At 71.4% G+C, this 23,889-nt stretch carries 22 protein-coding genes and 2 pseudogenes; 8 read left to right on the plus strand and 16 right to left on the minus strand.

The annotated features are described in order from the left end of the window. The first annotated feature begins 70 nt into the window (after nucleotides 1-70). The 8 genes from PS271_RS30305 to PS271_RS30340 all read left to right on the plus strand — a co-directional run bounded on the left by PS271_RS30305 (nucleotide 71) and on the right by PS271_RS30340 (nucleotide 8,483). A complete protein-coding gene (locus tag PS271_RS30305) occupies nucleotides 71-1,756 on the plus strand; it encodes an FAD-dependent oxidoreductase (protein ID WP_398386322.1) in 1,686 nt (561 codons plus the stop codon). Beyond that, on the plus strand, nucleotides 1,753-2,346 hold the full coding sequence (gene cysC / locus PS271_RS30310; protein ID WP_398386323.1) for an adenylyl-sulfate kinase: 594 nt from the start codon (nucleotides 1,753-1,755) through the stop codon (nucleotides 2,344-2,346). The genes PS271_RS30305 and cysC overlap by 4 nt, the downstream gene beginning before the upstream one ends. Continuing rightward, on the plus strand, nucleotides 2,343-3,263 hold the full coding sequence (gene cysD / locus PS271_RS30315; protein ID WP_398386325.1) for a sulfate adenylyltransferase subunit CysD: 921 nt from the start codon (nucleotides 2,343-2,345) through the stop codon (nucleotides 3,261-3,263). The genes cysC and cysD overlap by 4 nt, the downstream gene beginning before the upstream one ends. Before the next feature lie 2 nt (nucleotides 3,264-3,265). Further along, nucleotides 3,266-4,546, plus strand: a complete 1,281-nt coding sequence (locus tag PS271_RS30320; RefSeq protein ID WP_398386326.1) for a sulfate adenylyltransferase subunit 1 — start codon at nucleotides 3,266-3,268, stop codon at nucleotides 4,544-4,546. Nucleotides 4,547-4,710: 164 nt separating this feature from the next. Continuing rightward, entirely contained in the window at nucleotides 4,711-6,156 is a 1,446-nt protein-coding gene (locus tag PS271_RS30325; protein ID WP_398386328.1) for an MFS transporter, read from the plus strand. Next, complete coding sequence (locus PS271_RS30330; protein ID WP_398386329.1) at nucleotides 6,153-6,650, plus strand: MarR family winged helix-turn-helix transcriptional regulator; 498 nt, start codon at nucleotides 6,153-6,155, stop codon at nucleotides 6,648-6,650. The genes PS271_RS30325 and PS271_RS30330 overlap by 4 nt, the downstream gene beginning before the upstream one ends. Before the next feature lie 52 nt (nucleotides 6,651-6,702). Continuing rightward, nucleotides 6,703-7,557, plus strand: coding sequence for a shikimate dehydrogenase family protein (locus tag PS271_RS30335; RefSeq protein WP_398386331.1), 855 nt, complete (start codon nucleotides 6,703-6,705; stop codon nucleotides 7,555-7,557). Continuing rightward, nucleotides 7,554-8,483: an ROK family protein gene (locus PS271_RS30340; protein WP_398386333.1), complete on the plus strand. Its 930-nt coding sequence runs from the start codon at nucleotides 7,554-7,556 to the stop codon at nucleotides 8,481-8,483. The genes PS271_RS30335 and PS271_RS30340 overlap by 4 nt, the downstream gene beginning before the upstream one ends. Here the strand turns inward: PS271_RS30340 and PS271_RS30345 are convergent. The 16 genes and pseudogenes from PS271_RS30345 to PS271_RS30420 form a co-directional block, all read right to left on the minus strand. Continuing rightward, nucleotides 8,480-9,214 (minus strand): hypothetical protein, encoded by a 735-nt coding sequence (locus tag PS271_RS30345; RefSeq protein WP_398386335.1) that lies wholly within the window; start codon nucleotides 9,212-9,214, stop codon nucleotides 8,480-8,482. The two genes, PS271_RS30340 and PS271_RS30345, sit on opposite strands and share 4 nt — an antisense overlap. 54 nt (nucleotides 9,215-9,268) lie before the next feature. Further along, nucleotides 9,269-9,475 (minus strand): annotated as a pseudogene (locus PS271_RS30350) (transposase); the annotation flags it as partial. A gap of 6 nt (nucleotides 9,476-9,481) precedes the next feature. Next, complete coding sequence (locus tag PS271_RS30355; protein ID WP_398386336.1) at nucleotides 9,482-10,012, minus strand: hypothetical protein; 531 nt, start codon at nucleotides 10,010-10,012, stop codon at nucleotides 9,482-9,484. 44 nt (nucleotides 10,013-10,056) lie between these two features. Next, nucleotides 10,057-11,148, minus strand: a complete 1,092-nt coding sequence (locus PS271_RS30360) for a NucA/NucB deoxyribonuclease domain-containing protein (RefSeq protein ID WP_398386338.1) — start codon at nucleotides 11,146-11,148, stop codon at nucleotides 10,057-10,059. A gap of 377 nt (nucleotides 11,149-11,525) precedes the next feature. Beyond that, nucleotides 11,526-12,395: a class I SAM-dependent methyltransferase gene (locus tag PS271_RS30365; protein ID WP_398386339.1), complete on the minus strand. Its 870-nt coding sequence runs from the start codon at nucleotides 12,393-12,395 to the stop codon at nucleotides 11,526-11,528. Then, nucleotides 12,388-12,792 (minus strand): VOC family protein, encoded by a 405-nt coding sequence (locus tag PS271_RS30370; protein WP_398386341.1) that lies wholly within the window; start codon nucleotides 12,790-12,792, stop codon nucleotides 12,388-12,390. The genes PS271_RS30365 and PS271_RS30370 overlap by 8 nt, the downstream gene beginning before the upstream one ends. Further along, the gene (locus tag PS271_RS30375) at nucleotides 12,789-12,965 is read right to left on the minus strand and encodes a ribbon-helix-helix domain-containing protein (protein WP_398386343.1); all 177 of its coding nucleotides are present in this window, start codon (nucleotides 12,963-12,965) and stop codon (nucleotides 12,789-12,791) included. Before PS271_RS30375 ends, PS271_RS30370 begins: the two co-directional genes overlap by 4 nt. Nucleotides 12,966-13,116: 151 nt before the next feature. Next, a pseudogene (locus tag PS271_RS30380) lies at nucleotides 13,117-13,688 on the minus strand (hypothetical protein); the annotation flags it as partial. Nucleotides 13,689-14,165: 477 nt separating this feature from the next. Next, the gene (locus PS271_RS30385; protein ID WP_398386344.1) at nucleotides 14,166-15,065 is read right to left on the minus strand and encodes an ABC transporter permease; all 900 of its coding nucleotides are present in this window, start codon (nucleotides 15,063-15,065) and stop codon (nucleotides 14,166-14,168) included. After that, nucleotides 15,052-15,840, minus strand: a complete 789-nt coding sequence (locus PS271_RS30390) for an ABC transporter ATP-binding protein (RefSeq protein WP_398386345.1) — start codon at nucleotides 15,838-15,840, stop codon at nucleotides 15,052-15,054. The genes PS271_RS30385 and PS271_RS30390 overlap by 14 nt, the downstream gene beginning before the upstream one ends. 70 nt (nucleotides 15,841-15,910) lie before the next feature. Continuing rightward, a complete protein-coding gene (locus tag PS271_RS30395) occupies nucleotides 15,911-17,266 on the minus strand; it encodes a cysteate synthase (protein WP_398386346.1) in 1,356 nt (451 codons plus the stop codon). A 160-nt stretch (nucleotides 17,267-17,426) separates the two neighbouring features. Next, nucleotides 17,427-18,782, minus strand: a complete 1,356-nt coding sequence (gene dpgC / locus PS271_RS30400; protein WP_398386347.1) for a (3,5-dihydroxyphenyl)acetyl-CoA 1,2-dioxygenase DpgC — start codon at nucleotides 18,780-18,782, stop codon at nucleotides 17,427-17,429. Beyond that, nucleotides 18,779-19,435: an enoyl-CoA-hydratase DpgB gene (gene dpgB, locus PS271_RS30405; protein ID WP_398386348.1), complete on the minus strand. Its 657-nt coding sequence runs from the start codon at nucleotides 19,433-19,435 to the stop codon at nucleotides 18,779-18,781. Before dpgB ends, dpgC begins: the two co-directional genes overlap by 4 nt. 53 nt (nucleotides 19,436-19,488) lie before the next feature. Next, nucleotides 19,489-20,616, minus strand: coding sequence for a 3,5-dihydroxyphenylacetyl-CoA synthase DpgA (dpgA, locus tag PS271_RS30410; protein ID WP_398386350.1), 1,128 nt, complete (start codon nucleotides 20,614-20,616; stop codon nucleotides 19,489-19,491). 55 nt (nucleotides 20,617-20,671) lie between these two features. Beyond that, nucleotides 20,672-22,063: an aminotransferase-like domain-containing protein gene (locus tag PS271_RS30415; RefSeq protein WP_398386352.1), complete on the minus strand. Its 1,392-nt coding sequence runs from the start codon at nucleotides 22,061-22,063 to the stop codon at nucleotides 20,672-20,674. 429 nt (nucleotides 22,064-22,492) lie between these two features. Then, the gene (locus tag PS271_RS30420; protein ID WP_398386354.1) at nucleotides 22,493-23,746 is read right to left on the minus strand and encodes a beta-ketoacyl-[acyl-carrier-protein] synthase family protein; all 1,254 of its coding nucleotides are present in this window, start codon (nucleotides 23,744-23,746) and stop codon (nucleotides 22,493-22,495) included. Between the last annotated feature and the right edge of the window lie 143 nt (nucleotides 23,747-23,889).

Here is a 23,889-nt window from a genome sequence, read left to right on the forward strand (position 1 = left end):
CTGAGGCCTGAGGCCTGAAGGACCGTATGCCGGAGGCAGACATCCCGGAGACAGGGAGGAGACCCCAGCGGTGGACGTCCCGGTGCTCGTCGTCGGAGGAGGGCCGACGGGCCTGGCGACGGCGCTCTTCCTCGCCCGCCACGGCGTACGCTGCCTGCTCGTCGAACGGCACACCACCACCTCCGCGGTACCGCGCGCCACCCACGTCAGCCGGCGCTCCATGGAACTGTTCCGCGAGGCCGGCCTGGAGGAGGAGATCCGCCGGGCCGGATTCGAAGTGGTGCGGGAGGACGACCCCCGCGCCCGGGACCGGCCCGCCCGCTTCCTGCCCAGGGTCGTCCTCGGCGCCACCTCCCTCGCCGGCCTGCCCCACGCCGAAGTCCTGGAGACCGGCGAGGAGGAACTGGCCGTCCCCGGCCCCTGCGCCCCCTTCTGGTGCGGCCAGGACCGCATGGAACCCCTGCTCGCCGACGCCGCCGCACGCAACGGCGCCGACGTGCGCTTCGGACACGAGCTGACCGGCCTGCGCACGGGCCCCGACGGCGCGCAGGCCGTCATCCGCGCCACCGCCACCGGGCGCTCCTACACCGTCGACGCCCGGTACGTCGTCGCCGCCGACGGCGCCCGCGGCAGCATCCCCGAACGCGTCGGCATCTCCCGCGAAGGGCACGGCACACTCGCCCACCGCGTGAGCATCCTCTTCCGCGCCGCCCCCGACGCCTGGGACCGGACACGCCGGTTCTTCATGTGCATGATCCGCAACCCGGGGTTCGACGGCGCGGTGATGGAGCTCAACACCCCGGACCACTGGTGCGCCGCCGTGGACCACGACCCCGCGCTCGCCGAGCCGGACGGCACCTACGCCGAACGGACCTGCCGCGCACTCGTCCTGGCCGCGATCGGCGGCGAACACGCCGACGCGGACATCCGCACCGTCTTCCACTGGCGGGCCCGGCACCGCATCGCGGCACGCTACCGCGCCGGACCGGTCTTCCTCATCGGCGACGCGGCACACCTCCACCCCCCGTCGGGCGGCTACGGATCCAACGTCGGCTTCCAGGACGCGCACAACCTCGCCTGGAAACTCGCCGCCGTCCTCGGGGCGTGGGCGGGCCCCGGACTCCTCGCCACCTACGACCAGGAGCGCCGGCCCGTGGGAACCGCCACGGCACAGCAGTCCATGCTCCTCGACGGCGTCCCCCCGCAGACCCTCGGCGGCGCCACCCTCTGCGACCCCCGGACCCTGATCATGGGATACCGCTACCGCTCCACCGCCGTCCTCGGCGCCCCGCCCGGCCCGGCGTTCCCCGGGACCTTCGCCCTGAGGGCGGACCCCGGCACCCGGCTGCCGCACCTGTGGCTGCGCACTCCCGCGGGCACCGAGACCTCCACATTGGACCTCTGCCACGGCCGCCTCACCCTCCTCGCGGCCCACCCCGCCTGGGCACGGGCGGCCGACCGCCTCGCCGACGCGACCGGCCTGCCCGTACGCGGCCTGCACGTGGCCCCCGCCGGCGGCGACCTCCGCGATCCCTCCGCGACGTTCACCGCGGTCTGCGGGACCGGGCCCGCAGGAGCCGTACTCGTACGACCGGACGGCATGGTGGCCTGGCGGACGACGGGCGAGCCCCCGCTCGGCCCGGAGCGCGCCCACGCGCTCCTCGCCTCCGTCACGGAACGCATCCTGTCCCTCCCGGTACGGGACCGGGCACACATCGCGTACACCACGACTCGGCGAACCGGGAGCGACGGATGACGACCTCTCATTCCTTTCATTCCTTCTCGCACTCCTTCCACCCCTTCTGCACGTGCTGGCCGGGCGCCACCGTGTGGCTGACGGGCCTGCCGAGCGCGGGCAAGACGACCATCGCCCGGGCCCTGGCCGTACGGCTGCGCGACGCGGGCCGGCGGGTGGAGGTGCTGGACGGCGACGAGAACCGCGCGGTGCTCACCGCGGACCTGGGCTTCTCGCGCGAGGACCGGTACACCAACGTCCAGCGGGTCGGCCTGCTCGCCGAGGTGCTGGCCCGTAACGGCATCGTCGCCCTGGTGCCGGTCATCGCCCCCTACGCCGACAGCAGGGAGGCCGTGCGCAAACGCCACGAGGCCTCCGGCACCGCCTACCTGGAGGTGCACGTCGCCACCCCGCTGGAGGTGTGTGCGGCCCGGGATGTGAAGGGCCTGTACGCACGGCAGGCGGCGGGTGAGCTGTCCGGGCTGACGGGTGTCGATGATCCGTACGAGGTGCCGGTCGACCCGGACCTGCGGATCGAGGCGCAGGTGCAGACCGTCGAGGAATCCGCGCACGCAGTGCTCCGGCTCCTGCACGCGAAGGAACTTGCATGAATGCGCACGTCTCTGCCGGCCCGTACGTGTTGTCGCATCTGGATGTGCTGGAGTCGGAGGCGGTGCACGTCTTCCGGGAGGTGGCGGGGGAGTTCGAGCGGCCGGTGCTGCTGTTCTCGGGCGGCAAGGACTCCATCGTGATGCTGCACCTGGCGCTGAAGGCGTTCGCGCCCGCCATGCCTCCATTCGGCCTGCTGCATGTGGATACCGGCCATAACTTTCCTGAGGTGATGGCGTACCGGGACCGGGTGGTGGCCGAGCGGGATTTGCGGCTGTATGTGGCGTCGGTGCAGGAGGCGATTGATGCGGGGCGGGTGCGGGAGCGGCCGGACGGGACGCGTAATCCTTTGCAGACGGTGCCGCTGCTGGAGGCGATCGGGGAGCATCGTTTTGATGCGGTGTTCGGTGGTGGGCGGCGGGATGAGGAGAAGGCCCGCGCCAAGGAGCGGGTGTTCTCGCTGCGGGATGAGTTCGGGGGGTGGGATCCGCGCCGGCAGCGGCCGGAGCTGTGGCAGCTCTACAACGGCCGCCACGCCCCGGGTGAGCATGTCCGGGTTTTTCCGCTGTCGAACTTCACCGAGCTGGATGTGTGGCAGTACATCGCGCGGGAGAAGATCGAGCTGCCCTCGATCTACTTCGCCCACGAGCGGGAGGTCTTCGCCCGGGACGGGATGTGGCTGGCTCCCGGCGACTGGGGCGGCCCCCGCAAGGGCGAGAACGTGGTGCGGCGGCAGGTGCGGTACCGGACGGTGGGGGACATGTCCTGCACCGGCGCCGTCGACTCCACCGCGGCCACGGTCACCGAGGTCATTGCCGAGATCACCGCCTCCCGCCTGACCGAGCGCGGCGCGAGCAGGGCCGACGACAGGCTCTCCGAGGCCGCCATGGAAGACCGCAAGCGCGAGGGGTACTTCTAACCATGACCACATCTGTTTCTGTGACTGATACGGCAACGTCACTGCTGCGGTTCGCCACCGCCGGCTCTGTCGACGACGGCAAATCCACCCTCGTCGGCCGCCTCCTGCACGACTCCAAATCCGTTCTCGCCGACCAGCTCGAAGCCCTCACCCACGCCTCCCGCAACCGCGCCACCGGCGCCCCGGACCTGGCCCTGCTGACGGACGGCCTGCGCGCCGAACGCGAGCAGGGCATCACCATCGACGTCGCCTACCGCTACTTCGCCACCCCCCGGCGCCGCTTCATCCTCGCCGACACCCCCGGCCACGTGCAGTACACCCGCAACATGGTCACCGGCGCCTCCACCGCCCAAGCCGCCGTCGTCCTCGTCGACGCCCGCAACGGCGTGGTGGAGCAGACCCGCCGTCATCTCGCCGTAGCAGCGCTCCTGCGCGTCCCGTACGTTCTGCTGGCGGTCAACAAGATGGATCTCGTGGATTACGCGGAGCCCCTCTTCGCCGCCATCGCCGAGGAGTTCACCGCCTCCGCACGCGAACTCGGCATCCCCCAGGTCACGGCCATCCCCGTCTCCGCCCTCGCCGGCGACAACGTCGTCACCCCCTCCGCACACATGGACTGGTACGGCGGCCCCACCGTCCTCGAATACCTCGAAACCGTACCCGTCGTCACCGACCCCGCCGCCGAACCCGCACGCTTCCCCGTCCAATACACCATCCGCCCCCGGACCACCACCCACCCCGACTACCGCGGCTACGCCGGCCAGATCGCCTCCGGCGTCCTCCGCGTCGGCGAACCCGTCACCATCCTCCCCTCAGGGCACACCAGCACGATCGCCGCCATCGACGCACTCGGCCACAGCGCCGACGTCGCCTGGGCACCACAATCAGTGACCCTGCGCCTCACCGACGACCTCGACGTCTCCCGCGGCGACCTCATCACCCCCACCACCCACGCACCACAGATCACCCGCGACATCGAGGCCACCGTCTGCCACCTCGCCGACCAGCCCCTCCTCCCCGGCGCCCGCGTCCTGCTCAAACACACCACCCGCATCGTCCGCGCCCTCGTCCACGACATCCCCTCCCGCCTCACCCTCGACGACCTCTCCCAGCACCCCGCACCAGGCCGCCTGGACGCCAACGACATCGGCCGCGTCACCCTCCGCACCGCCGAACCGCTCGCCCTCGACCTCTACGCCGACTCCCGCCGCACCGGCTCCTTCCTCCTCATCGACCCCACCGACGGCACGACCCTGGCGGGCGGAGTGCTGGAAACTCGTTGAATCCCGTACCGAACCCCCTAGCGAATCCCGTACCGAACCCCCGTAACGAAGCCCGTAGCGCTGCTCCGAACGCCCTTTCCGGAAGGCCTAGTTCTGAAGGATGACGCTCATCGGTCCGGTGGGCCGATTGAGTAGCCGGCGCACACTGAGGAGGATGGCGTCCCATGTCACACTTAACTTCCGGGCTGGACTCCCCCCGGACCGGGCGACGCAGTGCAGGACCGGCATGGGTGGCCGTACTGGCCGCGTGCGTAGGCCAGTTCGTCGTCATCCTCGACGTGTCGGTGATCAACGTCGCTCTGCCGTCCATCCGTTCGGGACTCGGCATCGGTGAGGCGAGCTTGCAGTGGGTGGTCAACGCCTACGTCATCACCTTCGCCGGGTTCCTGCTGCTGGGCGGCCGGACCTCCGATCTCTTCGGCCGCAAGAAGGTGTTCCTCCTCGGGCTGGGGGTGTTCACGGCGGCGAGCCTGCTGGGCGGCGTCGCCCAGTCACCGTGGATGCTCATCGTGGCCCGCGCCCTTCAGGGCATCGGGGCCGCCGTGCTGTCGCCCGCGACCCTGACGATCCTCACGACGACGTTCCCCGAGGGGAGCGGCCGGGTCCGGGCCGTCGCCGCGTGGACGGCCGTGGGCACCGGGGGCGGCGCGGCGGGCGGCCTCATCGGCGGTCTGCTCACCGACTACCTGTCCTGGCGCTGGGTCCTGCTCATCAACGTCCCGCTGGGACTCATCGTCATCGTGGCGTCGGCGGTGTGGCTCACGGAGAACAGGAGCGGTGACGCGGCGGCGCGCCGGCTGGACCTGCCCGGAGCGGTGCTGGCGACGCTGGGCGTGGGAAGCCTGGCCTTCGGCATCTCGCAGAGCGAGACGCACGGCTGGAGTTCGGCGCGGTCGTTCGTGCCCCTGCTCGCCGGTGTCGTCGCGCTCCTGGCCTTCATCGCCGTGGAGCGCCGGGCACGCGAGCCGCTGACGCCCCTCGGCATCTTCCGCGTACGCACGGTGTCCGTGGCCAACATCATCACCGTGATCAGCGGCATGGCCTTCTACGCGATGTGGTACTTCCTCTCGCTCTACATGCAGAACGTCCTTGGGTACTCGGCCGTCGAGACCGGCCTCGCCCTGCTGCCGCACACCGCCTCCATCATCCTCTCCGCGCAGTTCGCGCCCCGGATCATGCGCCTGGTCGAGGGGCGCGTCCTGCTCGCGCTCGCCGGCCTGCTGACGGCGGCGGGGTTCTTCTGGCAGTCCGTCATGGGAGCCGGCGGCACCTTCCTGGGCACCCTGCTGGGGCCCGGCATCGCCTTCTCCTTCGGCGCGGGCCTGATGATGACGCTGCTGGCGGTCTTCGCCACCTCCGGCGTCGGCCCGTCCGAGTCGGGGCTCGTGGCCGGGCTCGCCAACACCTCGCGCACCATGGGCGGCGCGCTGGGGCTGTCCGTCCTCGCCTCGGTCGCCGCGAGCCGCACGGCCGGTGCGGGAGGCGGCGCCGAGGCGCTGGCCGAGGGGTACGGGCGCGCGTTCCTCGTGTCCGGGGTGATCATCGTGGTGAGCATGCTCGCCATCGTGTTCCTGCCGAAGTCCCGGCAGACCTCCCAGGAGGTCTCGTGAGCCCTGACGCACTGCCCGTGCCGGGCCCGCTCACCGGCGAGCAGGAGCACACCTGGCGGAACTTCGTCCACGCCACCCGGCTGGTGGAGGACTACCTGGACCGCTGCCTGCAACGGCAGGAGGGCGTCCCCCACCTCTACTACGGGCTGCTCGCCCTGCTCTCCGAGGCCCCGCGCCGGCGGATGCGCATGACCGAGCTGGCACGCCGCGCCAAGATCACCCGGCCGCGGCTGTCGCACGCCGTCGCCCGCCTGGAGAAGCTCGGCTGGGCGCGCCGCGAGGCCTGCCCGGGCGACCGGCGGGGTCAGGAGGCCGTCCTGACGGACAGCGGCCGGGAGATGGTCGCGCGGGCGGCTCCCGGCCATGCCGCCGCCGTGCGCACGGCGGTCTTCGGCAGCCTGACCGCGGAGCAGGCCGGCCAGCTGGACAGCATCTGCCGGGCCATCGAGGCGGGGCTGGACCGCGAGGGGGCCGACCTGCCCTGGCTGCGCTGAGGGATACCGGACCGGCCGGTGTCCCGCCGGCCGGGGGAGGAGGGTGAACCGCATGAGCGACTGCGCACCGGGGGCCGCCCCGGGCACAGGCGGCCCGGACATCTCGGGGACGACACGGCTGTTCGTGGTCATCGGGGACCCCGTGGCACAAGTGCGGGCCCCGGGACTCCTCAACCCCCTCTTCCGGCGGCTCGGCACCGACGCCGTCCTCGTCCCGGTCCACGTCCGCCCGGAGGGCCTCGCCGAGGTCCTCCGGGGGCTCCGGCGGACCGTGAACCTGGACGGACTGCTGATCACGGTCCCGCACAAGGCGGCCTGCTTGCAGTTCGCCGACGACGTCAGCCCCGCCGCCGCGCTGAGCGCCTCCACCAACGCGATGCGCAAGGACGCCGGCGGGCGCTGGCTCGCGGAGAACTTCGACGGGGAAGGCTTCGTCCGGGGCCTGCGCGCGGCGGGCTACGACCCGCGCGGGGCGCGCGTCGCCCAGGCGGGAGCGGGCGGCGCGGGCAGCGCCATCGCCGTGGCGCTGCTCGGGGCCGGTGCCGACGTCGCCGTCTGGGACCGGGACCCGGCCCGCGCGGACGGCCTCGCCGCCCGGCTCGCCGCACGGTGGCCCGGCCGGATCGCCGCCACGAAGGGCCTCGTGGCCGCCGATATCGTGGTCAACGCCACCCCGATGGGGCTGGGCCCGGACGACCCGCTGCCGTTCGACCCGGCAGGCCTCGCGCGTGGCACCGTCGTCGCCGACATCATCATGAAGCCGCGCCGCACGGCTCTCCTCCGCGCCGCCGAGGAGTCGGGCCTTCCCGTGCACTACGGGGAGCCGATGCTGACCGAACAGCTCCCCCTCTACCGCGAGTTCTTCCGGCTCGGCGGCGCCCCCGGCGACCCCATGGACCCAGCATGAGTGTCCTCGGTGTCGACCTGGGTGGCACCAAGGTGGCGATCCGGCTGGAGTCCGATGCCGGAGGGGAGACCGCGCAGAGTGTGTTCCGGTGGCCCGCCGGCGGCGGGCCGGCCGCCGACCTGGGCGCCCTCGCCGCCGCCGTGGAGGCTCTGCGCCCGGCCCCGGCGGATGATCCGGTGACCGCCGTGGGCGTCGCCGTGCCCGCGACCCTGGACGCGTCCGGCCGCGTACGAGGCTGGCCGAACCGGCCCACCTGGCAGGGCCTCGACCTCGTACGGGAGCTGACGGGCCTGTGGCCGGAGGCCGAGGTGCGTCCGGCGGACGACGGCGACCTCGCGGCACTGGCCGAGGCCGGGGCGGCCGGATGCCCGGACCTCGTCCACGTCGGCGTCGGAACGGGCATCGGCGGCGGTATCGTGCTCGGCGGCGTCATCTGCCCCGGCACGGAGCGGGGCTCCTGCGAGGTCGGGCACGTGATCGTCGACCGGGCGGGGGAGCGCTGCGACTGCGGCCGGCACGGCTGTGTGCAGTCCGTCGCCTCGGGGCGGGCGGTCCTCCGGCGCGCCGCCCGGCGGCGCGGCCACGACGTCGGGTTCGACGCGCTGCGGGAGGCCTGGCTGGGCGCGGAGCCGTGGGCCCTGGAGACGGTGGGGGAGAGCGCCGCGGCCCTCGCCGCCGCCGTCGTGAGCCTGTGCGAACTCGTGCATCCCCGGCTCGTGACGATCGGTGGCGGCTTCGCCGCGGGCCTGCCGGGCTACGTGGACGAGGTCGCCCACCGGGTCCGGCGGCTCGAACGACCGGAAGGCCCGGAGATCCACCTCCGCCCCGCCGCGCTCGGCGCACTGTCGTCCCTGGACGGTGCGGTGCTGCTGGCCCGCGGGCCGGCACCGTCCGCGGGCTGCGGGCGAGTGACTTTGAACGACTAGGACTTGTTCACACAGTCCGCCACAGCTTGCGCCGCCTGGGCAATGAACGGTGCCGGTAGTTCATCCGACGTCCACGGTGACCAGTCGTCCCACTTCTGTTCGGCGATCCCTTCCACCCGGTCGGCAGCCTGGGACGGCCTCACCCCGGGAAGGTGCAGCGCCGCCGTCGTCCAGCCGATCAGCTCGTGCACCTCCACGTACTCGTACCACTCGGCGTTGTCCCAGCCGAGTCTGTCGGCGTGACGGCCCCACGCCCACCGCAGGGCCTTAGTAGTGGCATCGGCAGCCCGCTGCCGGGGAGAACCCGTCGTCGTTCGGGCGGTGTGCTCGGCGTGTTCGACCAGTTCCAGCGTCCCCCGGAAACGGAACCTGGCGAAGAAGTCGAGGTTCTCGGCGATGGTGTGACGAAAAGCCTTGCCCCGGCCGTGGCTTTTGGAGGCATCGAGCCACGCTCCCAGCGAGGAAGGCCATCTCCAGTTGTTCGGGGGATGGGGGGCAGCCGGGCGGATCACAGCGTCGAACCAGCCCTGGACGTACGCATCAGAGGCGGCGACGATCGCGTGGACGTCAGCGTCAGTAGCCGGTTTCTCCGGATCTATGCGGCCCCACAGCACCACAAGCGAGCGTTCCACGGCGGTCCGCATGGCACGGTGAAGATCGTCCTGCCGGGAAGGCTGCGCCCAGGGCAGAAGGGCGGGATAGCAGACAGTGAAAGGATCTTGGTCGAACACGGGTAGAGCCTAGGACTTGTTCGAGTGGTCATGTTCGGGGCCGGATGACAAGAGCGGCTGCGGCGGAGCCGTGCGAGCACCGGCCGCGTGCTGGTGAGCCCGCACGATGGTGGAGTCCACCGAGACATCCCAGTCGATCTCACCCGCGGCGTCGGCCGCGGCTTGGACCTGCTCGAGCAGACGTTCCCAAGTCCCATCGGCCGACCACAGCCGGTGGCGTTCATACACGGCCTTCCATGGCCCGAACCGCTCGGGCAGGTCACCGTCCTAGCCGTCGGCGGCCTCGCGGCGCCAGGTCTCTCCCAGCTCGTCGCTCAGCTTGCGCGCGTGCGGCGGGGCCGCCGGCGCGGGCCAGACCTGGATCAGATGCTCCTCCACCGGGGCGGGCCCGCTCCCGTCGTCGTCCGCGCCCAGGTCCCGGCCGCGCACGCTCACCCGCATCCGGTACGTGCCGGGCCCGGACCAGGCGAGGTCGGGCAGCCCGGCCGGCCGGCCCTCCACGTTGTGCACGTGAGCGGTCCCGGTCGCGGTGTAGCTGTCCTCGACGACGTCCTCCCACGCGGTGTCATCGGTGGCGGGGGCACCGCTCCACAGCTCGACGTGGATGCCGATGTCGCCCTGGTCCGTACCCGTGATGACCAGCGCGCCGTCGGTGCCCGCGGCGAACAGACCGTTGGCGGCCACCTTGCTGGTGTCGGGAATGCTGTCCTGCGCGTCCTCCGCCTCGGGGCTCAGGATCGCGTACTGCCCCTCGGGAACGGGCAAGCGGGCCGTGGCGGCCCCGATCAGGTCCGGCACGACCCGCTCCCTCCTCTGGTCCTCTGACCTGCGGCTACTCGGCGCTACTTGGTGATCTCCACCCAGAACTCATCGTAATCCAGGACCCGGTTCTGCATGATGAACTTGCCGCGGTACTTGAACCCGCCCTCGGTGCGGTTCTCGCTCAGCGGTACCGGAGCGGTGGAGTAGTCCGGGTTGACGGCCGCACCCTCGTAGCTGCCCGCGAACGGGTACTCGTCGCAGCTCTTGGGCTTGTAGCGGTTCTTCACGGCCGTCGTGCAAGCCGCGTTCCGGTTCGCCCTGGACAGGTCGCCGTCCGGCAGCCGGTGCAGCGGGTACCCCTTGTTCACGGCGCCCCAGGGCTTCTTCAGCTTGTGCTGGGCGTCCTCGATGTGCTCGGCGACGCCCTTGACCGCCTTGTCGCCCTTGCTCAGCCGGTAGACGGGCTTCACCAGCGGGTGCACACAGCCGCGGCCGATGTTGCCGATGTTCTTCGCGCTGTCGCAGCGGACCGGAGCGATGTTGCCGAGCGTGAACCGGGCCTTCTCGGGGCTGGACGGGTGGCTGATCGTCACCTTCGTCTGCGGCGCGTGCCCCACGAGGGCGTCGCCCGGAGAGGTCACCTTGAACGTGTACGTGTTGGTCGTGGTGCCCCAGATGCCCCAGAACACCTTGGGCCCGATGACGCCGGGCGCCGAGGTGCAGCCGTTCCCCTGGGACGCCTTGCAGTCCACTTCGGCGCTCGCCATCGTGCCGAACTTGGCGACGCCGAAGGACCTGACCATCTTCAGTACCGCCTCCTGCTCCCAGGTGGCGGACTTGTAGTTGAGTCTCGTCTTGTTCTGCGCGTCGAACAGGGCCGTGCCGATGACCTTCCCGCTCGGGATCTCCACGATCGAGACGATCAGGTACTTCTCGGCGCAGGAGGAGAAGCGGTCGGAGACCTGCTTTCCGACCTGACACCCTGCTGCCTGAGCGCTCAGCGCGGCGTCCTGGGGTATCTCCGAGGGCAGCGCCTCCCGGACCTCGATCCTCGTCTGCTGTTTTTGCTGCTTCTGCTGCTCGTCCTGCCCCTGGGCGGCGGCCGGCGAGGCCGCGCCGAGGGCCAGCGCCCCCACGGCCGCGGCGGCCAGCAGTGTTCCGCGTGCTGCCAAGAGTTCCCCCTTGAGTCGGCGCGCGGCCGAAAACCGGCCGCACGATCGTGTGCACGACAACAGGCCGTGGATGCTACCCGGGAGGAACCCGGCCCACGACGGGGCCGCTGGGCATACCGCGAAAACAAGAAAGTCCACTGGCCGGAGCGGCCGTACGGGCTTAAGTGGAGGAAAAACAGCCAGATTTGAGGTGTACGTGGCCGGATTGTTTCCGCAGGCCGTCGACGTGAACGCCGCGATCGGCGCGGGCGCGGCGAGCGGTGAGATGCCCGCCGCGCACCTTGAGGATTACGCAACTCCCCTACGTATTGGCTGAATCTCGACGTAGGGCGGATGGTCTGCCACAGGGCCGCCTCCGGCGTCGCGTCGCCTGCCGGCTACACCTCGGCGACGAGGAATTGTTCGGCCCTGGGCGGGCGCAGACCGTCGGGGCGGCCGGCGAAGTAGCGAGCGGCCAGGTCGTCGGGGGAGACGTGCACGGCCTTCGTGAACCCCGCCTCCAGAGCTGCTTGCCGCATCTCATCGGGTGAGTACAGGCTGATGAAGGGGGTGCCCGACGCGGCGGCGTTGCGCATTGAGAACTCCTGGACCTGCCGCTGGTCCGGGCCGAGCATGCCGAGCGGCAGCAGGAACGTCGTGGCGAACACGGAGCCGGGTGCGAGCGCGGCGGCCCGGCGCAGCGTCGCGGCATTGGTTTCGCGGGTGAGGTACATGCTGACGCCGGTCGACGCGACGACCGCCGGCTTCCGCGGATCGAACCCGGCGGCGGTCAGCCGCTCCCACCAGGAGTCGCCGGCCTCGAAGTCGACGGGCACGAAGGTCAGCCAGGACGGGATGCCGTAGCCGAGCGCGGCCAGCCGCTGCCTCTTCCACGCCTGCGTGCCCGGCTGATCGACCTCGAAGACGCTGAGGCGGGAGCCGAGTCCGGGGCGCCGCTGAGCGAAGGAGTCCAGGCCCGCGCCGAGGATGACGTACTGCACCGCGCCGGCATCGGCGCGTTCGGCGACGAGGTCCTCGACGAAGCGGGAGCGGGCGACCATGGCCGCGCGGACGCCGCTGACGCCCGGCATCGTCATGTCGCCGCGCTCGCGCCAGTTCCGCCCCGGGTCGGCGAGCTTCAGCCCGATCTCGTCGTCGAGCACGTGCGGCGGGGCGTCGGCCTGGACGTGAAGGGCTCGCCACAGGGCGACGCGCACGGCGGTGTGGTCGGGTTCGTACGCGCGGGAGGGTTGCTGCCCGTCAGCCATGGTGGTGCCCTTCCGCGGCGTCGTTGCCGTCTTTGTCACCGGGGCTGTCTTCGCCGTCGGGGAGCGGGGATTCGAGAGCGACGATCCGCCCGTCGGGATCCCGGACCAGTGCCTGCCGGACGCCCCAGTGCGTCGGCGTGAACCGCTGGGCGAAATCCGGTGCGCGGCCGGGCGCGAAGGTCTCGGCGTCGGCCACCTTGAGCACGGGGTGGGTGACGAGCTCGCGTTCGTGCTGCTCGACGATGAAAACGTAGGGCCCGCCGCCGGGATGGGACCAGCGTCCGGAGCCGTGGCCGGTCTCCAGTACGTTCTCGAAGCCGAGCGACTTCCAGAAGGCAGCGGTCGCACCGTAGTTGCGGGTCTCGATGAGGAACCCCTCGATGCCGTCGGTCGTCATGCGTGCTCTCCTTCCTTCCCAGCGCTGGCGAGGCGCTGGAGGTACTCGGTCAGGGCCGTCTCGACAATCGCGGAGAGGGACCGCTCGGTGTCGACAGCGTGATGCTTGACCTCACGGATGAGGTCGACGGGCAGGTAGACGTTGAACTGCTTCACCTGTTTCTCGGCAGCCATGGTTAGGATGCTAGCAACCTAGAGGCGGGGCAAGGTGGTTGTTTTACCGAAGACGTGGTTCGCCCGTGTGATGCGGGCGCGATGCCCCGGGGCCGGGCGCCCTCGGTTCACTAGGTGCCGATGCCGACCACCCCCGCCCACACCGGCGGCGCGGGTCCGGCAGGTCCATCCGGTCCAGGCTCGCCAGCAGCTCCAGCCCCGGACCGTCCCCAACGGTGCCCCTGCTCAGCAGGGAGAACACTCCCCGGGACGAGCCGGCCGCGGTCGAGAAGGCGATCAGCGTCAGGGCCTCACCGGCGCGTCTCACTGCTGGGCAGCTGGTGCACGAGCTCGGGGCGGGCGGGGAGGAGCCCGCACACCGCGCGGCGGGCGAGGTTCACGGCCTCCGGCAGCTTCGCCCTGTCGAGCCGCGGCAGCGCCGCCCGGGGCCGGTCCCGCCGAGGCCGCGCACGACGACCTCGTGGTCGTGGGTCCACTGGAGGCGGACGAACCGGTTGGCGAGCGGTGGGCTCAGCTCCCTGCTCGCGGGGGATCGTCACCGATGACCGGCAAGCCCGAGAAGTCGGATGGCTCGTGTACGCCGGCGATCACGGTGGTCAGCGGCAGGCCCAGGGATTCGGCGAGCTGGGTCAGGGTCACGGTCTTGCCGATCCCTGACTCTCCCCACAGGAGGACGGGCAGGTCGGCGAGGACCGCCAGGGGCAGGGCTCCCCCACAGCCCATCCGCCCAACGCGCGTCCCAGAGATGGCGGTGCAGTCGAGGCGGAACCGCCGGCCGGGGTGAGGGCGCGGATGACGGCGGGCACCGGGATCGACGCGCGTGTCGTCCCACAACGCTAGGCTGATCCGCCGGCCGGCATCCGCCCCATCGGGCCGCGTCCACCAAGTGCACGGGAGGCGCGCCCGGGGTGTCGGACCGGACCGGGCCCGAGAGATGGTCAGCCCCGGCCGCAGCAGCCCGTCGGGAGCGACCCTCGGCATGTGCCGGCGCAGCAGGTCGGGCGCCGGATGGCGGAGATCGGCCCGGATCCGGCGCCGGGATCCTCGACCCGGCCATCCGGCACGGCCATCGAACCTCACCGTACTCGGCCGGTTCGTCCTCTAAGTGGTCGCTTCCTGCCCCAAGCCGACGAGCAGGCTGTTGACCTGCCGGAACGGAGGATGAAAGGGGATTGATCGGCAGACATCGATGAGCTGTTCCTATGGCCGGCCGTGCCGCTTCAGCAGGCCACGGCTGCGCAGCACCCAACGCTCGAGGGGGCTGAAGACCAGCAAATCGATGATGATGCCCACGGACAGGATGAGCAGAATTGCCTCGAACACCATGGCCATGTCGCTGGTGTTACGGCCGTTCTCCAGCAACTGGCCCAGGCCCAGGCCGAGGTCCGGAGAGGACGCGATGATCTCGGCGGCCATCAGTGAGCGCCACGAGAACGCCCAGCCCTGCTTGAGCCCGGCCACGAAGCCGGGCATCGCGGCGGGCAGGGACACGTGCCAGGTGCTCTTCAGGCCGGTGGCGCCCATCGTGCGGCCCGCGCGCAGGAACAGCGGCGGTACTTGGTCGACGCCGGACACCAGGCCGTTGGCGATCGAAGGGACGGCGCCGAGCAGGATCACCGCGTACATCATGGAGTCGTTCAGGCCCAGCCAGATCACGGTCGGCGGCACCCAGGCCACCGAGGGGAGCGACTGCAGACCGGACAGGGCCGGCTGGACGGCCGCCCGGAGGAGCTTCACCCGCGCCACGGTCAGGCCCAATGGGGTGCCGATGAGGACGGCGAAGGAGAAGCCCAGCAGACCGCGCGAAACGCTGGTCCAGACGTAGCCGAGCAAAGTGCCCTGCAGCCAGGCCCGCTTCAGTTCGCCCCACACCGCGGACGGCGGGGGCAGCTTGACCGGATCAGTGACGATCTTCAATGAGATCAGCCCCTGCCAGACCAGCAGCAGCGCGGTGATGGCGACGATCGGTGGCAGGACCTTGCTGACGAGCATCTGCCGTAAGGGCGCGCGGTCGGTGATCGGGGACTCCAGTGTGCCGAGACATGCCTCGACGCGTCCCGGTTCGGCGGCTTGGACCGTCTTCGTCTCAGTGCCGGCCATGGCGGTGGATCTCCCCACGCAACACCTCGGTGATCTCGGCGGACAGCTCCGCCACAGGCGTGTCCTCGATGCGGCGCGGATGCGGTATACCGACCTGCCACTCGCGGGCCACCCGGCCGGGGCGGGAGGACAGCAGGACGACACGCTGGGCGAGCCTCACTGCCTCGTGCACGTTGTGCGTCACGAACATCACGGACAGATTGGTCTCGGCCCATATGCGGGTCAGCTCGTCGTGCAGCACGTCCCGGGTAATGGCGTCCACGGCCGCGAACGGCTCGTCCATCAGCAGGAGATTGCTCTTTTGCGCCATTGCGCGGGCCATCGCCACGCGCTGTCGCATGCCGCCCGATAGTTCGTGTACACGTTTGCCGTGCGCGCCCTTCAGCCGGACGACTTCCAGCAGCTCTTCGGCCTTGTCGCGCCGTTCGGACTTGGGGATGCCGGCCAGCTTCAGGGCGAGTTCGATGTTCTTTCCCGCGGTCAGCCATGGGAACAGGGCATGCTCTTGAAACATCACGGCAGGCCGGCCGTCCCTGGTGACGGATCCGGCGGTGGGCTGGTCCAGGCCCGCCACCACGTTCAGCAGTGTCGACTTGCCGCAGCCTGAGGCTCCCACGAGGGTGACGAACTCGCCGGGCGCGACATCCAGGCTGATGTCGTCCAGGACGAGCTGCGGCCTGCCTGGTCCCTCGAAGGACTTCGAGACGTGCTCGATGCGTGCGGCGTAGTCGACTGACGGAGGGGCCTCGGCCAGGGGCGTGGCCATGGTCGTCATCTCCTGGGAACTCGTCGGGGCGAACTGCGCGTACAGGGCGGCCGCCGGACCCTCCACCGGCTCGGCCGGATCAGCCGCCGTCGGTGCGCCGCTGCGCCAGCTCGGCGATCGCCGAGGCGGTTCCGCGCCGCTGCGTGGGATGGAAGCCGGAGGGCGTTACCCGCAGGGCGGGCTCGTTAGGAATCAGCACGTTTTCTTGCGCGAGGCGTCCCCGGCCCCCGCCCGTAACATTGAGCAGGATCACCGACTCGCGGTCGAATATGCCCTGCCGGGCAGCCTCGCCCAGGCCCGCGACCGCGACGCCGGCAGCCGGCTCGATGTCGACACCCTCCAGGGCATGGAACATGTCCATTGCTTTGCGGACTGCGGTGTTGTCCGTGGCCAGCATGTCGCCCCGGCTCTCGGTCAGCGCTTCCCGGACACCACCCGTAGTGCTGTAGGGGGGTGTGAGGTTCGTCAGCTCGTCCGCGACCACTTCGCCGAGGACCGCGCCGAATCGCTCGCACGTGTCGCCTGCGAGCGCTACGGAACCCCGGCGCCAGGCGTCGTAGAGCGGTGTGAAGGGAGCGTTCTGGCACAGGATGAGGCGCGGAAGGGGGTCGGTGCAGCCCGCTTGCCGCAACCGTTTGGCGGCCTGTAGCACGGCCAGAGCGCCAGTCCCGCTGCCGACAGCCTGGACGTAGTGTGTGGGCAATCGACGCATGCGCTCGTAACCCCAGAGCAGCACGGTGCCGAGGCCGTCGCGACGCGCGACGTTCTTGACGCCGCCCTCGATCCGGAAACCCGGCCGGTCCGCCACCTCGGCGGCCAGGGCAATGGCGCACGGGTAGCCGCCGTCAACGGCGATGACAGTAACGCACGGATCCAGACGCTCGCGGAACCGCATCCGGTGCAGGCCGGATTCCGGCACGACGAGCACGCAGGGCGTGCGGGACCGTGAGCACGCCCACGCGAGCGCGGCACCGGTGTTGCCGGACGAGGCCGTGCTCAGGATCCCCCGGTTCCCGGGCAGTCGGCCGAGGACCGCTTGCGCCTCGAACTCCTTGAACGTCGCGGTTTCCAGCCGCGCGTTCCGCTCCGGCCAGTACCCGTTGAAGGCGATCCACAGCGTTTCCACGCCGAGGGCCTTGGCCAGGTGCGTGCTCCGGTAGACGACGGTGCCCCCGGCGTCCTCGTCGCAGCGGAGCACCGGCAGCCAGTCCCGGTATCGGAACAGCCCGGAATGGCCGGCGCGGGGTGTGAAGCGCTGGGTGGTGTACTCGGCGCGCAACAGTGCAGGCGGGTGGTCCGCGGGGCACTCCAGGACGAAGCCGTCGTCGTCCTGCACGGTGCCGCAGAACTCGCAGACCAGGCGGTAGTGGCGGGTCGCGGTCAGCGTGGCACCGGCCGCGGGCTGCTCGAACTGGTTCAAGTCGCTGTCCTCCATGCCCGGGACCGGCCGCTGCTCGAGCGCCCGGTGAACAGGTGTCCCATCGCCGTCGCCAGGACCGGATCGCTCGGTGGGAACCGCTCGGTCAGCCGCGGCCGGCCGGTCGTCGCCCGGGCGCCGCACCGCTCGTAGCGGATACGCGGCGACTCCCTCCCCGTCACGACGGCGTGCTTCCCCGTGCGGAGAACCGGCCGGTTTTCGCGAGCACGTCCTCGTCGTACATCCGCAGGGCCTGCTGCAAGGCGAACTCGGCCATATAGCGGCGGAAGTCGTCCACCGGTTCCTCGGCCAGATTCAGCATGCGGCGGTTCGCGACGACCGCCGCGCCGCGGAAGCGCTCCAGGGTTCGCTCGACCGCGTCGTCCAGCTCTTCGGGCTCGACGACCTCATCGGCCAGCAGCCGCGCGTCCGGCTCGGACGCCCGGACACGCCGGCCGTCCAGGATCAGGCCGCGCGTGAAACGGGCGCCGCCGCTGCGGCCGAGCCGGAAGTTCGCCGCGCCGGGGACGATCCCCTCCTGTGCCGCCGGCAGGCTGAAGTACGCGTCGGATGCGGCCAGCACGTGGTCGAATACGAGCAGCAACTGCGCACCGCCGCCGATGGCGAAGCCGTCGACCGCCGCGACCCAGGGCTTCTCCAGCATGCGGTACTGCCACCGTGCGTTCTCGCCCTCGAGCAGCACACCGCGGATGAGCTTGTGGACGTAGCCGAGCTCACGGCGCAACAGGAAACCGACGAGCGGGATCCCGCCGGAGTGCAGGGACTTGAGATCGATGCCCGCGCTGAACACTCTCCGGCCGGCGTACCGCGGGTGGTTCATGACGCCGCCGCGGACCAGGCCCACCTCGGTCCCGGGGTCGAGCAGCGCCAGGTCGACCGCGGTCTCCATGGCCTCGACCTGGCGCGCGTCCTCGGCATTGAGCCGGTCGGCGCCGGTCATGGTCAGGCGCGCTGCCCCGCTGTGCCGCTCGATCCGTACCGCGCCGAGGTCCAGCCGGCCGGTCTCGGTGAACTCCGGCAGCAGCTCCAGCGCCCGGTCGGTGGGGCGCAGCATGGCGTCCAACAGGTGTGGGCCGCAGACCGGTGAGCGCAGGACCCGGTGGAAGAAGATGCCCTGGTCGATCTCGTGGCCCTCTTTCGCTGCCTGAGGCCGGGCGCGTTCGGCCGTCAGCTGCCCGGCGGCCGGGACCAGACCGGGGAAGCGGTGCGCTGCCGCGGCGGCGAGCTCGTCCAAGCGCAGATAGCGGCCGCGGGAATCAGTCAGCTCGTCGTAGACCGCGTTCACGTGGGCGTCGAGGAACGCACATCGCAGCGTCCGGGCCCGGTCGTTCGCCTCGGCTGCCGCCCGCCGGTCCGCTGCGGAGCGCCGGTCCGGCTCCGGGAGCGCGGCGAGTGCGTCCTCGGCCTGCCGGGCGGCACGCGCGAGCGCGGCTCGCGCCTGCGGGAGCGCCGCGCGGACCGAGCGCGGGTCCGCGAGGAGCCCGGCCGTCGCCCGGGTCACTGCCCCGGTCATCGCACCGCTCCGGCCGACAGACGGCGCAGTTCCCGGTCGCAGGCGGCCAGGTGGGTGCCCAGTGCCTCCTCGAAGGGGACGGTGGTGGCGTCGGCGATCAGCTGCCGTCGGAGCGCGACCTCGGATCCGGCCGGCGGCCGGACCGCCAGCGCCGCGGCCAGTGCGGCGTCCGCGTCCTCGGTCACGTCGTCGATCAGACGCAAGGCGAGGGCGTCCAGCGCGCCGATCGGCTCACCGAACAGGGCCGCACGGCGCACCGGCGCGGCGTTCGCTCCCTGCCGTACCAGGCGGAAGATCGTCATGCCGGGCCAGGTCGCACCGTCGTGCAGCGGGACCTGCACGCTGGTCCCGGAAGTGGCGATCCGCACGTCGGCGGCGAGCAGGACGTCCAGTGCCGCACCGCCGCAGGCGCCGTCCGCGATCGCGATCGTGGTGGCGGCCAGCCGCTCCAGACGCCGCACGGCCCGCTCCCAGCGGTTGACGATCGTCACGGTCAGACCGTCGGTCCAGGCTCGTCCGGGTGTTCCGGTCACGCACACCACCAGCCGTCCGGACCCGTCCGGCGCCCCGGCCCGGTCACATGCCTGTTCCAGCCGCGCCGTCAGCCCGGCGCCGATCGGCTCCGTCCCGTCGATACGCAGGAGCGTCTCCATGCCCGCCGTCCCCCTCATCGCAGTGTCGATTGCCTTCATCAGCCGATCCCCGTTCACCACTGCACCAGCGCGGTCTCGATCGTGGAGCCGGGGCCCATCGTCATCAGCACGCCGAAGTCGCCCGGGGTTGCCGCCTGTTCGCGCGTCAGGCGCTCGTAGGAGAAAAGGAAAGAGCCGCTGGACAGGTTCCCGTGGTCGCGCAGCACGCCGATGGTGTGCCGGACGTCGTACCGGGTCAGGCCGAGGTTGAGGCGCACCGCGTCGATGACCTTCTTGCCGCCGGAGTGCACGATCCAGTGGGCGATGTCGTTGCGGCACAGTCCGGCGTCGTCGAGCAGCCGGTCCACCACGCGCTCGGCATGGGCCCCGACGACATAGGGGACCTCCGGGTCCAGGAAGAAGCTGAACCTGCCGAGAGCCTCGTCCCAGTCGTAGCGCATGGCGTCGACGGCCTCGGTGATGAGATGGCTGGCGAAGCCCAGGAGGCGCGGGCCGGCGGGGGCCGGCCCCGCGCCCTCGGCCGGTGCGACCAGGGCGACCGCCGCCGCGCCGTCGCCGAACAGGCTGTTCACGACCGCGGTGCGCATGGTGTCGTCGAACGCGTACGCGGCCGAACATGCCTCCGCGCACACCATCACCGCGGTACGGCCGGGATGTCCGGCAGCCCAAGCGGCAGTGGAGTTCAGAGCGTTGAGCCCGGCATTGCAGCCCATGCCGACCACGTCCACACGGTGGCATGCGGGATCGAGGCCGAGGTCGCGGATCAGCAGGGCGCTCAGGCCCGGGGTGAGGAATCCGGTCGTCGTGACGACACACAGGTAGCCGAGGTCCGTCGAGCTCCTGCGGGCGTCCCGCAGGCATGCCCGCAGGGCGCGTGAACCCATGTCGAGGGCGAGCCGCTTGTGCTTGGCCAGCAGCTGTCCCTGTGTTTCGGGCGCGCGGACGCCGTTCTCGTCCGGGTCGGGAATGGTCAGATGGCGACGCTCGATGGCGCTGTTGAGGAAGACCGAGCGGACCCGGGGATCCTCGATGTCGAGGAGGTCGAGAAGCTCGCGCTGGGTGTAGGACCGCCCCGCCACCGCGGTGCCGACCCCGGCGAGCCGCGGTTCGGCGTGGGCCCACTGGGCGGAACGAGGCGTCCGGGCGAGAGGCCGCGGGACACTCGTCAGGTTGACCGTCATCGGTAGGTCCACCCCCACATACGGGGCTTGCTGCGGATGGCCGGCACGAAAGCGGTCATCGCAACACTCCTTTCCCCTGGTCGGATATCTCGGTTTCGACGAAGGCGGCGAGCCGGGCAATGCCCTCGGTGATCTCGTCCTCGCTGAGATAGCTGACCGAGAGCCGGATCCGGCCGCTGCCGCCCCCGTCGGGATGGAAGTACGACATGGGCGTCCAGATGACGCCGTGCTCCTGCGCCGAGCGCATCAGCGCGTCGTCGTCCGCGGCGAACGGGACGGACAGGGCCAGGAAGAAGCCGCCGGAGGGCTGGTTCCACCGGACGTCCAGCCGCTCGCGGCGTTCCGGAGGGAAACGGCGTTCGAGCTGGCGCAGCGTGGCGCGCATCGCGGCCCCGTAGTACTCGGACGACTGGGTGTTGAGCGCCGCCGCACTCCCGCCGCCGGCGAGCAGCATCCCGGCCACCACCGCCTGGCTGAGCGGGGAGGTATTCACCGTCACCATGCTCTTGACCTTGACGAGCTCGTCGGCCAGCAGACCGGTCCGGCCGTCTTCGTCGACGACCGTCTGGTCGGCCACGGCGAAGCCGACGCGGGCGCCGGGGAACAGGGACTTGGAGAAGGAGCCCAGGTGTACGACAGTGCGCCGCCGGTCCAGGCTCTTGAGCGTGGGGAGCCGCTCACCCGGGCTGACCAGGCGGTAGGGGCTGTCCTCGATGACGAGTACGCCGAGGCGGCCGGCCACCTCCAGCAGTTCACGGCGGGCCGTCACCGACATGGTGGTGCCCAGCGGGTTCGAGTGGTCCGGCACCACGTACAGGGCGCGGGGACGGGCGTCGCGGCGGCGTGCGGCGTGGACGGCGGCCTCGAAGTCGGCGCTGTGGAAGCCGTCCGGGCGCTCGGGCACCGGGATCACAGGGACGCCGAGCAGGCCGGCCGCGCCCGTGACGCCGACGTAGCAGGGGCTTGAGACGAGCAGGACGTCGTCCGGGGTCGCGCACAGGGTGCGCAGCACCAGGAACATCGCCTCCTGCGCGCCGACCGTGACGACGATCGATTCCAGCGGGACGTCGGTGCCCTCGTCCAGGCGCAGCGCATCAGCGATGACCTCGCGGATGAGGCCGGCGGTCGGCCCGTACTGGAAGACGGCGTCGCGGACCTCGGCGGGTGTGGATCCCTGCTCGCGAAGGTGGCTCAGGTAGCGGCGGATGTGGGTGAAGACCTGCTCGACGTCGAAGAAGCCGTCGTACGGCCGGCCCGGAGCGAACGAGATGGCCCGCGGGTAGCGGCGCGTCACCTCGTTGAGGAAGTTCATAGTGTCCAGGGCCGGATCCGACAGGCTCGGGTGCAGGTCGCGCTTGACCAGAGTCGGGACGGGCGGCGGCGCGGCTCGGCGCCGGCGGATCGGCTCGGCCGGCTCCTCGCCGTCGGCTTCTTCGTCGGCGATCATCGGCGGCCTCCCGGGTGCGTGTCGGTGGCGCGTCCGCGGCGGCCGACGCCGGACCGCGCAGGAGCACCCCGCTCAGGAACATGGTGATGTCCAGAAGTGGCAGGGCTCTGTTGAGCCCGGGTTCGAAAGTGTCCGCGGGGCCGGGCCCCTGGATGGTGCCGGGCGAAGGGCAGGCGGCTTCCAGCCCTCACCGCGGCCGGGCAGACCGTGGCACCGGTCGTCGCGCAAGCATGCTAGACCGCCGGTGCTGGTGCGGCGAGAGCATCGCCGGGAGGGACACCGGCCGTGCGGACGACGGGTGATCACTCGTGTCACGCGCGTTCAACTGACGAAGGGAGGTGGTTGAACGTTCCTCCCGGTCGCGCGACCGCCTCGTCCGGCACTGCGCGCGCATGTCATCCTGCGCTGGGCGCCGGCACGCCAACGCCGTCAGACCCGACGGAACGCCAGCGTCACGTTGTGTCCTCCGAAACCCGAGGAATTGCTCAGGGCCACCGTCCGGCCACCACAGAGAGGCAACTCCCGTGGCACCGTTGCGATGTCGAGCCCTGCGACCACCGCCGCGTCCGGCTCGTCCAGGTTGAGTGTGGGCGGCGCCGTCCCGTCCCGCAGCGCGCAGACCGTGGCGATCGCCTCGACCGCACCGGCCGCGCCGACCAGATGCCCGGTCATCGACTTCGTCGCCGACACCACGGCCCGCGGCGCGGCCTCGTCCAACGCCGCCCGGATCGCCGACGCCTCCGCGGCATCACCGGCGCGTGTCGAGGTGGCGTGCGCGTTGACGTGGGCCACGTGCTCCGCATCGGCTCGCGCGTCGGCGAGAGCGTTGCGCATCGCGAGCTGAAGGCCCGCTCCCTCGGCGTGCGGCGCGGTGACGTGATGGGCGTCCGCTGAGAAGCCCACTCCGGCGGCGACGGCCAGCGGCCGGGTGCCGCGCCGGGCCGCGTGCGCCGCGGACTCCAGGATCAGCACCCCAGCACCCTCGCCGAGCACGAACCCGTCGCGTCCCGCGTCGAACGGCCGCGAGGCCCGCTCGGGGGCACCGGCGTGCAGTGACAGCGCCTGCAATGCGGAGAACAGGCCGAGCATCTGCGGTGTGATCATCGCCTCGGCCCCGCCGGCGATGACGATGTCGGCGCGGCCGGAGCGGATCATCTCGATTCCGTAGCCGATCGCTTCGGCACCGGAGGCGCACGCGCTCACCGTGGTGTGCACGCCTGCGAGCGCCTGGAACTCGATGCCGATCCAGGCGGCCGGGCTGTTGGGCATGAGCATCGGCGCGCTGAACGGGGACAGCCGCCGCCAGCCACGCCGCTCGAACGTGTCGAAGGCGGCGGCGGTGGTCGCGACGCCGCCGATGCCGGTGCCCACCGAGACCGCGAGCCGCTCCGGGCGCACCGGCGGACTCCCGGCTCGGTCCCACGCCTCGCGCGCCGCGAGCAGCGCCAGGTGCGCGCACCGGTCCATGGTGCGGGCCTGTGCCGCGGCGATCGAGGAGGCCGGATCGACGTCGAGCACCGGCGCGCCGATGCGCACCGGAAGACCCGCCGTGACGTCCTCGGGCAGGCGGCGCACGCCGGATCGCCCGGTGAGCATCGCCTTCCACGCTGCTTCGGCGTCCGGGCCGAGCGGCGTGACCGCACCGATGCCGGTCACCAGGACGGTGTTGCTGTCGGTGTCCATCCGGGAACCATGACACGGCCGCCGCAGGGCCTCAACGAGCTGATGGGGCCGTGCAGGACCCCGTTCGACTGCGGCGTCGGTCCAGTTGAACACCACGCTCGTGCGTTGACCGACTCGCCCCCCGCGAACCTACTCTCGGGGCG

Source organism: Streptomyces sp. SCA2-17 (assembly GCF_044336695.1).

Bases quoted from the DNA above. Each gene is read 5' to 3' on its own strand.
- cysC (WP_398386323.1), top strand. From the start codon at position 1,753: ATGACGACCTCTCATTCCTTTCATTCCTTCTCGCACTCCTTCCACCCC.
- cysD (WP_398386325.1), top strand. From the start codon at position 2,343: ATGAATGCGCACGTCTCTGCCGGCCCGTACGTGTTGTCGCATCTGGAT.
- PS271_RS30320 (WP_398386326.1), top strand. From the start codon at position 3,266: ATGACCACATCTGTTTCTGTGACTGATACGGCAACGTCACTGCTGCGG.
- PS271_RS30325 (WP_398386328.1), top strand. From the start codon at position 4,711: ATGTCACACTTAACTTCCGGGCTGGACTCCCCCCGGACCGGGCGACGC.
- PS271_RS30335 (WP_398386331.1), top strand. From the start codon at position 6,703: ATGAGCGACTGCGCACCGGGGGCCGCCCCGGGCACAGGCGGCCCGGAC.
- PS271_RS30340 (WP_398386333.1), top strand. From the start codon at position 7,554: ATGAGTGTCCTCGGTGTCGACCTGGGTGGCACCAAGGTGGCGATCCGG.
- PS271_RS30365 (WP_398386339.1), bottom strand. From the start codon at position 12,395: ATGGCTGACGGGCAGCAACCCTCCCGCGCGTACGAACCCGACCACACC.
- PS271_RS30370 (WP_398386341.1), bottom strand. From the start codon at position 12,792: ATGACGACCGACGGCATCGAGGGGTTCCTCATCGAGACCCGCAACTAC.
- PS271_RS30375 (WP_398386343.1), bottom strand. From the start codon at position 12,965: ATGGCTGCCGAGAAACAGGTGAAGCAGTTCAACGTCTACCTGCCCGTC.
- PS271_RS30385 (WP_398386344.1), bottom strand. From the start codon at position 15,065: ATGGCCGGCACTGAGACGAAGACGGTCCAAGCCGCCGAACCGGGACGC.
- PS271_RS30390 (WP_398386345.1), bottom strand. From the start codon at position 15,840: ATGACGACCATGGCCACGCCCCTGGCCGAGGCCCCTCCGTCAGTCGAC.
- PS271_RS30395 (WP_398386346.1), bottom strand. From the start codon at position 17,266: ATGGAGGACAGCGACTTGAACCAGTTCGAGCAGCCCGCGGCCGGTGCC.
- dpgC (WP_398386347.1), bottom strand. From the start codon at position 18,782: ATGACCGGGGCAGTGACCCGGGCGACGGCCGGGCTCCTCGCGGACCCG.
- dpgB (WP_398386348.1), bottom strand. From the start codon at position 19,435: ATGGAGACGCTCCTGCGTATCGACGGGACGGAGCCGATCGGCGCCGGG.
- dpgA (WP_398386350.1), bottom strand. From the start codon at position 20,616: ATGACGGTCAACCTGACGAGTGTCCCGCGGCCTCTCGCCCGGACGCCT.
- PS271_RS30415 (WP_398386352.1), bottom strand. From the start codon at position 22,063: ATGATCGCCGACGAAGAAGCCGACGGCGAGGAGCCGGCCGAGCCGATC.
- PS271_RS30420 (WP_398386354.1), bottom strand. From the start codon at position 23,746: ATGGACACCGACAGCAACACCGTCCTGGTGACCGGCATCGGTGCGGTC.